General features: G+C 67.4%; 13 protein-coding genes. 2 read left to right on the top strand and 11 right to left on the bottom strand.

The features are described 5' to 3' along the window. Nucleotides 1-221 precede the first annotated feature (221 nt). Nucleotides 222-647: a ferric iron uptake transcriptional regulator gene (fur, locus tag C995_RS0110060; RefSeq protein ID WP_018864820.1), complete on the bottom strand. Its 426-nt coding sequence runs from the start codon at nt 645-647 to the stop codon at nt 222-224. 100 nt (nt 648-747) lie between these two features. On the opposite strand from fur, the gene C995_RS0110055 reads away from it, so the two are divergent. Continuing rightward, complete coding sequence (locus tag C995_RS0110055; protein ID WP_018864819.1) at nt 748-1110, top strand: outer membrane protein assembly factor BamE; 363 nt, start codon at nt 748-750, stop codon at nt 1108-1110. 15 nt (nt 1111-1125) lie between these two features. Here the strand turns inward: C995_RS0110055 and C995_RS0110050 are convergent, their stop codons facing one another. From C995_RS0110050 to C995_RS0110040, 3 genes are read right to left on the bottom strand one after another with little or no spacing between them, the layout of a single operon-like run. Beyond that, nucleotides 1126-1560 (bottom strand): RnfH family protein, encoded by a 435-nt coding sequence (locus C995_RS0110050; RefSeq protein ID WP_018864818.1) that lies wholly within the window; start codon nt 1558-1560, stop codon nt 1126-1128. After that, nucleotides 1550-1990, bottom strand: a complete 441-nt coding sequence (locus tag C995_RS0110045; protein WP_018864817.1) for a type II toxin-antitoxin system RatA family toxin — start codon at nt 1988-1990, stop codon at nt 1550-1552. The genes C995_RS0110050 and C995_RS0110045 overlap by 11 nt, the downstream gene beginning before the upstream one ends. Then, nucleotides 1990-3348: a sodium-dependent transporter gene (locus C995_RS0110040; protein WP_018864816.1), complete on the bottom strand. Its 1359-nt coding sequence runs from the start codon at nt 3346-3348 to the stop codon at nt 1990-1992. Before C995_RS0110040 ends, C995_RS0110045 begins: the two co-directional genes overlap by 1 nt. 215 nt (nt 3349-3563) lie before the next feature. On the opposite strand from C995_RS0110040, the gene smpB reads away from it, so the two are divergent. Beyond that, nucleotides 3564-4043 (top strand): SsrA-binding protein SmpB, encoded by a 480-nt coding sequence (gene smpB, locus C995_RS0110035; RefSeq protein ID WP_018864815.1) that lies wholly within the window; start codon nt 3564-3566, stop codon nt 4041-4043. Nucleotides 4044-4131: 88 nt separating this feature from the next. Here the strand turns inward: smpB and C995_RS0110030 are convergent, their stop codons facing one another. The 7 genes from C995_RS0110030 to C995_RS0110000 all read right to left on the bottom strand — a co-directional run bounded on the left by C995_RS0110030 (nt 4132) and on the right by C995_RS0110000 (nt 10840). Continuing rightward, on the bottom strand, nt 4132-4434 hold the full coding sequence (locus tag C995_RS0110030; RefSeq protein ID WP_018864814.1) for a hypothetical protein: 303 nt from the start codon (nt 4432-4434) through the stop codon (nt 4132-4134). 3 nt (nt 4435-4437) lie between these two features. Then, nucleotides 4438-4851: a hypothetical protein gene (locus C995_RS0110025; protein ID WP_018864813.1), complete on the bottom strand. Its 414-nt coding sequence runs from the start codon at nt 4849-4851 to the stop codon at nt 4438-4440. Between the two features lie 3 nt (nt 4852-4854). After that, nucleotides 4855-5163, bottom strand: a complete 309-nt coding sequence (locus C995_RS0110020) for a DUF883 family protein (protein WP_018864812.1) — start codon at nt 5161-5163, stop codon at nt 4855-4857. A 15-nt stretch (nt 5164-5178) separates the two neighbouring features. Beyond that, nucleotides 5179-6399, bottom strand: coding sequence for an AI-2E family transporter (locus C995_RS0110015; protein WP_026279063.1), 1221 nt, complete (start codon nt 6397-6399; stop codon nt 5179-5181). A gap of 137 nt (nt 6400-6536) precedes the next feature. Next, entirely contained in the window at nt 6537-6758 is a 222-nt protein-coding gene (locus C995_RS0110010; protein ID WP_018864810.1) for a hypothetical protein, read from the bottom strand. 365 nt (nt 6759-7123) lie between these two features. Then, nucleotides 7124-9637 (bottom strand): ATP-dependent helicase HrpB, encoded by a 2514-nt coding sequence (gene hrpB / locus C995_RS0110005; protein ID WP_018864809.1) that lies wholly within the window; start codon nt 9635-9637, stop codon nt 7124-7126. 9 nt (nt 9638-9646) lie between these two features. Next, complete coding sequence (locus C995_RS0110000; protein ID WP_026279062.1) at nt 9647-10840, bottom strand: efflux RND transporter periplasmic adaptor subunit; 1194 nt, start codon at nt 10838-10840, stop codon at nt 9647-9649. Nucleotides 10841-11756: the final 916 nt, after the last annotated feature.

Here is an 11756-nt window from a genome sequence, read left to right as displayed (position 1 = left end):
AGCGAGTTTCAGCGCCGCCGGCCCGAGGGCCCTGGAGCAAGGTCCCCGGGCGGAATCCGGGTGCCCTTCTTTGGGTACTTTCTTGGGCAAGCAAGAAAGTACCTCGGGGTGCGCTGCCGAGACAGCGCTTGGCAGGCGGCCGGACGAAGGCACGTAAACACTAGACGACGAACCAGGCCCAGCCACAAGACGGCCGGATTAAAAAGCAGCGTAGGGGCAGATCAGACCGGGCGGTGGGGGCAGGCGCTGTCGTCGCAGTCGCCGTACAGGACCAGGGCGTGGTCCTTGATGGAGAAGCCGTGCTGGCGCGCGATCTCGCGCTGGCGGGTCTCGATGGTCTCGTCGAAGAACTCTTCGACGCGGCCGCACTGGTTGCAGACGATGTGATCGTGGTGCCCGCCGCGCTCCAGCTCGAACACGGCCTGATTGCCCTCCAGATGGAGCCGGCAGACCAGTCCCGCGGCCTCGAACTGGGTCAACACACGGTAGACCGTGGCCAACCCGATCTCCTCGCCGGAGTCGAGCAGTTCGCGGTAGATCGCCTCGGCCGTCAGATGACGCGTCTCGGAGTTTTCCAGGATCTCCAGAATCTTCATCCGCGGCAGCGTGACCTTGAGCCCCGCTTTCTTGAGATCGCTTGTTTCCATCCTTCGATTCCCGTCACCGGATTGCTTGAGAGCATCCGGACGCTTTGGTGTACCATGCGCGTTCAACGGCCCATCCGACTTCTGGGGACCCGCCGGCTCGATGATCAAGATTCTCATTTCTATTGCCGTGGCTGCAAGCCTGCTCAGCGCCTGCAGTGGCTTCAATCAGTTCCGCCTCGATGTACAGCAGGGCAACGTCATCGACGCGACACAGGTGGCCCAGATCCAGCCGGGCATGACCCAGCAGCAGGTCCGCTTCCTGATGGGCACGCCGCAGATCGACGGCGCGTTCAAGCGCGAGGACCGCTGGGACTACGTCTACTATCGCCGCCCGGGGATCGGCCCCACGGAGCAGCGCCGCGTCACGGTGTTCTTCGAGAATGGCGTGGTCAGCTACGTCGATTCCGACGTGCCGCAGCCGATCGCGCTGGACGAGTACCCGGTCGAGATCGACGACGACTGATCGCGTCCGGCCGGCTCAATCGTCGGCCGAATCCTTCCCACTCCCGGCCCCGCCCTCCGGCTTCTGATCCGCCGGCTTCGCTGCCGCCTGACTGTCTCCCTTCTGGTCACCACCCTTGCCGGGCTTCTTCCGGTTCTTGCCGGCCCGCTGACGACGCACCTCTTTCGGGTCTGCGATCAGCGGGCGGTAGATCTCGATGCGATCCCTGGGGCGCAGGACCGTGTCACGGCGAGTGAGCTTGCCAAAGATCCCCACCTTGGCGTTGTCCAGGTCGATCTCGGGGAACTGCGCGTCGATCTCCGACTGGCGCAGGGCCGCATCCACGGTCGTGCCCTCGGGCACGACCAGCGGCAGGATGACCTGACGGTCGGGGCGCGCATAGGCGACCTCGATGCGGATCGTGCCGTCCCCCGCCTCGGGGCTGACGGCGCCCTCCTGGTCATCGGCCACCGTAGACCTCGCGCGCGCGCCGCACGAAGGCGTCGACGAAGGAATTGGCCAGCTGGTGGAAAATCGGGCCGATCGCGAACGACATCAGCCGGCTGGCGAACTCGAATTCCAGCTCCAGCGAGATGCGCGTCTGGCCATTCTCCAGCTCGGTGAAACGCCAGGTGCCGTGCAGGCGACGAAACGGACCGTCAGCCAGGCGAATGTCGATGCTCTCGGGGCGCTGTACACGGTTACGGGTGGTAAACGACTTGTGCAGGGCCCCCTTGGCCATCTCGATGGTCCCCTCCACCTCGTCGTCGCTGCGCATGCGCGCGCGCGAGCTGCGGCAGCCCGGAAGAAACTCGGAGTAGGAATCCACGTCGTTGACGAGGTCGAACATCTGCTCGCGGGTGTACGGGACCTCCGCCGAGCGCCGGACTGTCGAGGACATCAAATAAGCTCCACCGCGCGCAGGAACACAAACAGAATGGCGATCGGGGCCACAAAACGCACCAGGAAATACCAGATCTGGTACAGACCCCCGAGTTTCATGCGCAGCTCGGACTGGACCGAGCGCTCGGTCATGCGCCAGCCCACGAACACCGCGATCAGAAACCCGCCGAGCGGGAGCAGGATGTTAGCAGTCACATAGTCCAGCAGGTCCAGGATCCCCATGTTGAACAGGGTGTAATCGGACCAGACGTTCAGCGACAGCAGCGCGCCGATCCCCAGCAGCCAGGCGGCGATGCCGATGCTGGCGCTCGCGGCCACGCGCGTCATGCCGACATTCTCCACCAGATAGGCGACTGCCGGCTCGATGATGGAGATCGACGACGTCCAGGCCGCGAACACCAGCAGCACAAAGAACATCGTCCCGAAGTAGAGCCCGCCCGGCATCTCCGCGAACGACAGGGGCAGCGTGACGAAGATCAGCCCCGGGCCCTGCTCGGGCGAAAGGCCCGCCCCCAGCACGATCGGGAAGATCGCCAACCCGGCCATGATCGCCACCAGGGTGTCGGCCCCCACCACGGCCGCCGAGGTCCGGGCGATCGAGGCCTCGCTCTGCAGATAGCTGCCGTAGATCATGATCGCGCCCATGCCGAGGCTCAGCGTGAAGAACGCCTGCCCCATCGCCAGCAGCACCGCGTTGGCCGTCAGCGCCGAGAAATCCGGGTACAGCAGGAACTCCAGCCCTGCGATAAAGTGCCCTTCGATCATCGCGTAGCCGACCATCACCACCAGCATCACGAACAATAGCGGCATCAGGATGGTCACGGCCTTCTCCAGGCCGGACTGCACCCCGCGCGCGACCACCATCGCGGTCATCACCATGAAGATCGTATGCCAGGCCAGCAGAGCCTCGGGATTGGAGAGCAGGCCATCGAACATGGCCTCCGAGCCGTCCGCATCCAGGCCCATGAAACCGCCGGTGCCGGACTTGAACACGTAGGACAGTGACCAGCCGGCCACCACGCTATAGAACGACAGGATCAGGAACCCGGCGAGTACACCGATCCACCCGATCATGCCCCAGCCACGGCTCAGCCCCTCCTCGCGCGCCAGCGTCACCATCGTGTTGATCGGACTCTGGCGCCCGCGCCGCCCCAGCAGGATCTCCGCCATCATCACCGGCAGGCCGATCAGCAGGATGCAACCGAGGTAGACCAGCACAAAGGCCCCGCCACCGTTATCGCCCGCGATATAGGGAAAGCGCCAGATATTGCCGAGTCCGACAGCCGACCCGGTGGCCGCGAGGATAAAGGCCAGGCGGGTCGTCCACTGACCGTGGATGGAAGTCGTGGCAGGCATCAGCGGCTCCTTGTTGGTTGTACCCGTTCCAGCGATTGGCGCAACCACGTCCTGGTGTGGTTGTCGGCACAAGCGGGGTTTCGAGTCGCCCGGAATTGTGGGGCAGGCTTCCCGCAGGCTCAACTGTGCCCGGCCAGCGCTGACCCGCGGGCCTGTGTACGTTATGCGTGTTTCCCTCGGCTTTCGCCCCGTGCGTGCAGTACACTGCGCGAGCCATGGGAAAGCCAAAGAAGAAAAAGGACGCCGGTTCCAACACCATCGCGCTGAACCGCAAGGCGCGCCACGATTTCTTTATCGAGGACCGCCTGGAGGCGGGGCTGGAGTTGCAGGGCTGGGAGGTCAAGTCGATGCGCGCCGGCCGTGCCCAGCTGAGCGAGGCCTACGTGCTGCTGCGCAATGGCGAGGCATACCTGTTTGGTGCCCACATCACCCCGCTGCCCACCGCCTCCACCCATATCAACCCGGATCCGAGCCGCACGCGCAAGCTGCTACTGCACCGCTCGGAGATCAACCGCCTGATCGGCGCGGTGGAACGAAAGGGCTATACCCTGGTGCCCATGGCCCTGTACTGGAAACGCGGCCGCGCCAAGCTGGAGATCGGCCTGGCCAAGGGCAAGAAGGATTTCGACAAGCGGGCGGCCAAGAAGGACAAGGACTGGCAGCGCGAGCGGGCGCGCATCCTGAAACAAGGCTAGGAGCCTGTCGGATTTGGGCGATCATGGCGAGCGTGGGGGAGAGCAGCCGTCAGTCCCGAGTCCGACAGGCTCCTAGAGAAACCCGGTCCTAGTCAGGCGGGTGCCCCCGTTCCCGCCACCACCAGCGCCGAGTCAGCCACCCCAGTTTCGTCGCCCCCAGCACGCCTGCCGTCAATGCCTTGGCGGGCCGCAGCAAGCGCATTCCTCGCAGCTGGTCCACCGCGAACCCCAGCAGGAACGCCCTGGGGATCGTCTCCGGGGAGCCCAGGCGCTGCAGCGCGCGCCACCAACCGGTGGCGCGCACATCGTCGCGCAGCACGTCGACCTCCCCGTGCAGCCGCCGCCGCAGAGCGCGGGCGTGGCGACGCAGGCCCAGCCAGGTGCGTGCCATGGCCTATTCCGAATCCCGCGTCTCGGGCCGCGCGACCAGGTCCCGCACCAGGGCACGGGTCTCCGGGTAGGTCATGCCGTGCAGCAGCCGGCCGATCCCGCGTGCAACCAGCCAGGCCAGCGCGCCGGTCAGCGCCGCCACGATCACCAGCGACAGCGCGGGCGACACCCCCACATAGGCCTGCAGCAGCATCACCACGGCCGCGACCAGGGCCAGCCACACGGTGACCAGCAGCAGCCCCAGCACCACGGCAAACACGATCACCCCCACCGCATTGCGCACCAACTGCCGGGTCTCGGTCCCCAGCAGCTCGCGCGAATCTCCCAGGATGCGGCCGAGGTCCTGCATCACGGCCCCGGGGTCGGCGGTATCGGAATCCGGTCGCTCGCGCGCCGGGCCCTCGTCCTGCGTCGCCATCGGTTACTTGCGGCGGGTCAGCGCCGAGAACAGTGTCCCCGCCACAAAGGCCAGGCCGATCGCGGTCAGCGGATTGTCCCGAACATAGTTACCAACCACGCGCAAGACATCCTCGGAGCTCTGACGCGCCTTCTCCGCCCGCTCGCGGACCTCCTCGTCGGCATGCGACAGCCTCTCGCGGATATGCTCCTCCGCGGGGGCCGCGTGCTCCGCCGCCCGATCAACCGCCTCGTGGGCCTGAGCCGCCACGCGTTCGGTGGTGGAAGCGGCGTTCTCTGCTTCACCTTTTGTCTGCGTGTCTTTCGTCGCCATCAGCAGGTACTCCCTTCATCGGTGTGGATAATCATCCGACTGCTCACCCGCGGGATTGGTTGCAGCGTCGTCGTCGAAATCGCTCAGTCCCGACAGGATGTCCGGGTCTTCCTCCATCACTTCCGAGGTGTCCACCAAAGCCGAGCTCCATTTGGCCCGGAAGTGTTTCCACAGGCTGGCCACAAAGGCCGACAACGGCACGGCCAGAATCATGCCGATAATGCCGCCTAGCGCCGTGCCCCAGAAAAAGATCGAGATGACGACAATCGCCGGATGCAGTCCGGATCGATCCGCCATGATCTTCGGAGTCAGCAGCCAGCTTTCGATCAACTGCACCACGGTGAAGACGGCCAGCACCATTGCTACCAGCGCCAGCCCCCCACCATCAGGCTGCAAATAGGCCACAGGCAAGGCCAGCATCAAACCAACGATGGTCCCCAGATACGGCACGATGTTGAGGAACCCCAGCATCAGGCCAAACAGAATCGCCGCCTGCAGGCCGATCAGCGAGAAACCAGCCGCCAGCAAGATCCCCATGATCAGGGCGATCACCACCTGCCCCTGAAAGAATGCCGTCACGTACCCCACGAACAGGCGCCCGAGGAACATCAGCTCGTGCTGGGTCTGGGGCCGAAAGATCGACAGAACCTCGCGTCCGCCTTCCTTCAGGCGTTCTCCGGAGAGCAGCGCGAAGAACAGATACAGGGGTACGAAGGCCAGCCCGACGACCACAGCCACGTAGTGCATCAGCTGCGAGCCCATGCCCTCCAGGTTCGGCACGATGCTCTGGAGATCCAGGTCTTCCAGCATCGAGGCGACACGATCGGTCGCCTCCGGGAAGGTGCGCGAGAGCGACTCGTAGGCATTCTCCGCCAGACCCGGGGCGGCCTTGATGAACTCCTGCACCTGATGGCTCGCCGTGGGCAGGACCAGCACCGCGGCGCCCACCAGCGCAACCACCACCACAGCGAACAGCGAACTCACCGCGCCCATGCGCGAGAGTCCCGCCACCCGCTGCAGCCAGCGCACCACCGGATAGAGGATCAGGCTCAGTACTCCGGCGACCGACAGCGGCAGCAGCAGCGCATAGAAAAACGAAACGATCTGCGCCAGCAGCCAGACCAGCAAGGCCACCAGCCCGGTCAGGACCATGAAGGCGGCCAGCACAGCAACATAGCGGAACAGGGTCCGCTCGAAGGCGCTGAATTCGATGCTCGATGAACGTTGTTCTTCCACGGAGAACTCGTGTAGGGCCACCATTCGACCCTAGCGGGCCAGCCCCGATCTGCCACGGCTCACGCCGCCGTTTCCGGCATCAGTTCACAGAATTCCCGCGGGGGCTGCGGGCGGCGAACGCGGGCACGCTGCCCAATTCAGAGCAAATCGGCCCATTCGGTCAGGGCGAACCAGATCACGTATCCCCCATAGAGGATCAGGAACACAATGCTGAGGATGGTGATCGGGCGAAAGCCCTTCACCCGCACCTCGTAGGAGACATCCTCCCCGCGTGCGCGCCGGCGCCGCACCTCCAGCCAGCGCGATACCCGCCACCAGACAAACAGCAGGATCAGGACAACGGTCAGGAACTTCAGCATCGCGGTTCGCTTCCTCGCACGGGACTTAGGGAAACACTGAACGCGACACTACCCGAGAATGTCCGCCACCGCATCGTCCACACCATCCCCCGTCCCAAGTGCTGCCTGTCGCCCATCACCCCCTCGTCATCCTAGCCGCAGCCCCCCTTCGTCATCCCGGCCGCAGCGCAGCGAAGAGCCGGGATCTCCGAGGCCATGCATCACCCCGACGCCCGAGATCCCGGATAACCGCTCCGCGGTTTCCGGGATGACGACACAGAGGGTTAATCATGGCGTCCCTCCGCCCCGACAGACCCTTTCTAGGACTGCCACGAGTAAACATACAAGCCTGCTTGCAGGCGAAGCCCCTGCCAGGCCCGCCCGGCCTACCCACGCCGCTTGGTATGCCGCGTGGCCGGCGCATTCCACGGGTCCTCCGGCCAGGGGTGCTTCGGATAACGCCCCTTCAGCTCGCGGCGCACCTCCGGATAGCCGTTCTCCCAGAAGCTGGCCAGATCCTGCGTGACCTGCACCGGTCGCCGCGCCGGCGACAGCAGGTGCAGCACCAGTGCCACGCGGCCACCCGCCACCCGGGGCGTCTCGCCCAGTCCGAACAGCTCCTGCAGCTTCACCGCCAGCACCGGCGGGTCCTGCGTGTAATCAATGCGGTGGGCGGAGCCGGAGGGGACCTCGATCCGCGCCGGCGCCTCCCGTTCCAGTTGCTGCTGGTGGTGCCAGTCCAGCCCCGAGCGCAGGATCGCCGCCAGATCCAGCCGCTCCAGATCCCGGCGCCGCGTGACCCCGGCCAGATACGGCCCCAACCAGTCCTCGAGGGTCATCAGCAGCGCGTCGTCGCGCAGATCCGGAAAGCCAGCCTCCGGCAGGGTCTCGTGCAGCAACTGGATCCGCGCACGCAGTTGGGTCGCGGCGTCATCCCAGGGCAGCCGCGCAAGGCCCTCGCGGCGCAGCCGCTCGCACCAGCGCGGGATAGTGGCGGCGGGGTCGTCCAGCGCGACCATCTGCCGCTCCACCACCAGCGTGCCGATCCGCCGAACCCGCGCGTTCTCCAGCCGCGCGCCGTCCTCCACCCAGTCGCAGCGCGTCTCGCGGTGGAAGAGCTCCGGGGCCTCCTGCTCCAGTGCGGCCAGATCCAGCGCCACCGCACAGCGAATGCGGGCCTCGCGGTCGGCATCCGTGCAATCCACCGCCACCAGGTAGTCGGCATGCGCCAGACGCTCGCGTTCCGGCAGCCACGCGCCGCGACCGTTCCCCATCACGAAGCGCCCGGCCGCCTCGCCGCGGCGGCGCGCGATGCGCTCCGGCCAGGCCAGCGCGGCCATCACGCCCAGCGCTGTGCTTTCGTCCAGTACCGCATCCGTAACGGCGGGGCGGTCCCCGACTCGTGCCAGCGCCTGCTCCAGACGGCGCAGCCCGGATTGCCAGACCCGGCCACCCGAGCGCCGCGCGCGCTCCAGGCGCGCGCCCAGCTCCAGCGGGGCCTCCGGCCCGGCCACGCCCGGCTCCTCTACCGCCACCGCCAGTTCGCAGGCCAGGCGCGCAAGCCCCCGCTCACGGCCCCGCAACAGCATATGGGCCAACCGCGGGTGGGTCGGCAGGCGCAGCAGGGCCTGCCCGTGCCCGGTCATCCGCCCGTCGGCATCCACCGCGCCCAGCTCCGCAAGCACCGCCTGCGCGGCGGCCAGGCCGTGCGCGGGCGGCGGCTCGAGCCAGTCGAGCTCGGCCACCGCCTCGCCCCAGCCGGCCAGTTCCAGGGCCAGCGGCAACAGGTCCACCTGCTGCATCCCCGGCGTCGCGTAATCCGGGCGCGCGACCTCGTCCGCCCGCGACCACAGGCGGATCGCCACCCCCGGTTCGGTGCGCCCGGCACGCCCGGCCCGCTGCTCGGCCGCGGCCTTCGAGGCCGGCAGCGTCACCAGCCGCGAGAGCCCGGTCGCCGCGTCGAAACGCGGCTCGCGGGAGAGCCCCGCGTCGATCACCACGCGCACGCCCTCGATGGTCAGAGAGGTCTCGGCAATGTCGGTGGCCAGCACCACCTTGCGTTCGCCCTCCGGCGCCGGCCGCACCGCGCGGTCCTGCTCCGCCGCTGACAGCCGCCCGAACAGGGGCGCGATCTGCGCGGGACCGGAGGGTGTCGCCACGGACTCGCCGAGGCGTGCGGCCACCTCGCGGATCTCGCGCTCGCCGGGCAGGAAGACCAGCAGCGAACCCGCCTCCATCTCCAGCGCCGCGCGCACCGCCTGTGCCACACCGTCGATCAGCGGCACATCCTTCGCCGTTGGGGCGTAACGGACCTCGACCGGAAACTGCCGCCCGCGCGCCCGCAGCACCGGCACGGCATCCGTCTCCGGACCGGCCAGCAGCCTGGCCACGGCCTCGTCGTCGAGGGTGGCGGACATCACCAGGATGCGCAGTTCCGGGCGCAGCAACCGGCGCACCTGCAGCGCAAAGGCCAGCGCCAGCTCAACTTCCGGCCGGCGCAGATGGAATTCGTCGAAGATCACGGTGCCGACCCCTTCCAGCAGCGGGTCACCCTGGATCCGCCGCAGGAACAGCCCATCGGTCACCAGCTCCACCCGGGTGCGCTCGGAGACCTTCTGCTCATCGCGTACGCGATAGCCGACCGTCTGCCCGGCCGCTTCGCCCAGCTGCCCGGCCATGAAGGTCGCCGCCATGCGCGCGGCCAGTCGACGGGGCTGCAGCACGATCACCCGGTCCTCGGGGCTGGAGGCGGCCAGATGCAGCGGGACGCGCGTGGTCTTGCCGGCACCGGGCTCAGCCACCAGCACGGCGGCCCCGGGCGTATGCAGCGCGGCATCCAGGGGGGTCAGGAGATCTTCCAGCGCCCGGGCCTGCGGCGCCTCATTCAACTCTGTGGCCATCTACAGCGGTCAGTTCTCGACCACGCGCGTACCGGCCTGCACACGGTCCCCCGGGCGGATGACCACACGCTCGCCCGCCTCCAAGCCCTCGAGGATCTGCGTGGCGAAGCCCGAGCGGCGGCCCACCTCGACCCGGCGCGGCTCAGCACGACCGCCCTCGACCACGAACACCGACCACTCGCCGCGATCCCGGAACAGCGCGCTGGTCGGAACCTGCAGCACATCGTCCCCTTCCCACAGCAGGAACTCGGCCTCCACGCGGTAGCCCACTGCCAGCCCGGCCATGCGCGCCTCCACCGCGTCGAGGTCGAGGATCACCGGTACGCGCTGCTCGTCCACGCCCAGCGCGGAGATCTTGGTAAAACCGAACGGCTGCACCCGGCGTACGGTGCCCTCCAGTTCGGCATCGCGGCCCCAGTCGGTCAGGCGCACGCGCATGCCCGGCACCACGCGCACCGCGTCCATGGACAGCAGGTCCACCTGCACCTCAAGGTCGTCGAGATCGCCCACGACCAGCACCGGCTCGCCGGCCCCGATGGTGCCTTCACAGCAGCGGTAGCGCTCCAGGACCACGCCCGTGGCTGGCGAACGCACGGTCAGGGTGTCGGCCTCGGACTCCGGCATCTGGCCGCTGGCGATGTCCAGTACCACGCGCGCGCTCTCCACCTCGCTGCGCGCGACCTCCACCGCGGATTCGCCGGCGCGAACCGCCGAGCGTGCCCGGTCGCGTGCGGTCTCCATGCGCTCCACCTCGGTGGCGGAAACCGCACCCCGATCGAACAGCTCCTGGTAACGGCGATACTCGGATTCCGCGAAACGGGCCTCCGACTGCAGATTTTCCAGATTCGCCTCGGCACTCTGCAGCCGCGACCGCGCGGCGGCCAGGTTCTCGCGCGCCTGCTCGCGGGAGCGTGCATCCAGCGCCGGGGTTGGCAACGGTTCCATGCGGAACAGCGCGTCGCCGAGCTCGACCGCATCGCCCTCTTCCAGCCGGACGCGATGCAGGAAGCCGGCGATCGGTGCCGACACGGTAAAGGTGTCGCGCAGCCGCGTGCGGCCTTCCTCGCGCACGGTCTCCTCGAACGGACCGGCCTCGACCGTGGTCAGCGAGACCGGCACCGGCTGCGGGCGCAGCGCCCATACCAGCGCGGCCGCCCCCGCCAGCACGATCAACCCAACCGTGATTCGCTTTCTCATCGCCATAGGCTCAGTCTCGCAAATCCCGCCATCCGGCGCTCCCCCTCATCGCCCGGCACACCGGGGCGCCGATATACAAGCTGCCACCCTCGGTTATCACCTGAACTGTGGTGGGCGACCAGCCGCTGTGAGGCTAAGCATGGTTCGGCATCCGGTGTTTATGGTGCCTTCGTCTGGCCGCCTGCCTGCGCTGTCTCGGCAGCGCACCCCGAGGTACTTTCTTGCTTGCCCAAGAAAGTACCCAAAGAAGGGCACCCGGATTCCGCCCGGGAACCTTGCTCCAGGGCCCTCGGGCCGGCGGCGCTGAAACTCGCTTCGCTCAGACAGTCAGCGCCTCTCTTCCGTCCCGAGGACCCTTCCGCAAGGGGCTTCATACGGGGGATGAAGGTCAAAACAGAAGGTATCCCCACGCCTGCAGCCAATCTGGCCTCTGTAGGGTGCAGTTGAGCGCAGCGAAACGCACCGTTCCGACGTCGGGGCAACCCTGATGCGATTCGCTACGCTCATCTGCATCTACCCCTGACGCCCGCTGGCGGGCGCGGCACGCCATGGCCGTAGGCCGCGCGTGCCCAAGATGTCGGAAGACCCAGCCTCCATCCATGTGCTACGCCGCTGGGACAGCCGTTGTTTGGACCTTCACCCCCGTTGTCGTCGCGCCGAGTGGAGAGGGTTTTCGCGGGAAGAGAGGCGCTGACTGTCTGAGCGAAGCCGAAGGCGCAGCGAGTTTCAGCGCCGCCCGCGAAAAGCCTCGGAGCGAGGGAAAGCCCGGCCCGCGCAGCGGGCCGGGGTCGCGGCAGTCGGGCGTGTTTCTTGGGTACTTCTTTGCACGAGCAAAGAAGTACCTCGGGGCGCGCTGCCGAGACAGCGCTTGGCAGGCGGTGGACCAAAGCCACCGTAAACACCAGATGCCGAACCAGGACCA

Source organism: Thioalkalivibrio sp. ARh3, from assembly GCF_000377265.1.
GTDB classification, from domain to species: Bacteria; Pseudomonadota; Gammaproteobacteria; order Ectothiorhodospirales; family Ectothiorhodospiraceae; genus Thioalkalivibrio; species Thioalkalivibrio thiocyanoxidans.
This window is presented reverse-complemented; position numbering and strand designations above follow the sequence as displayed.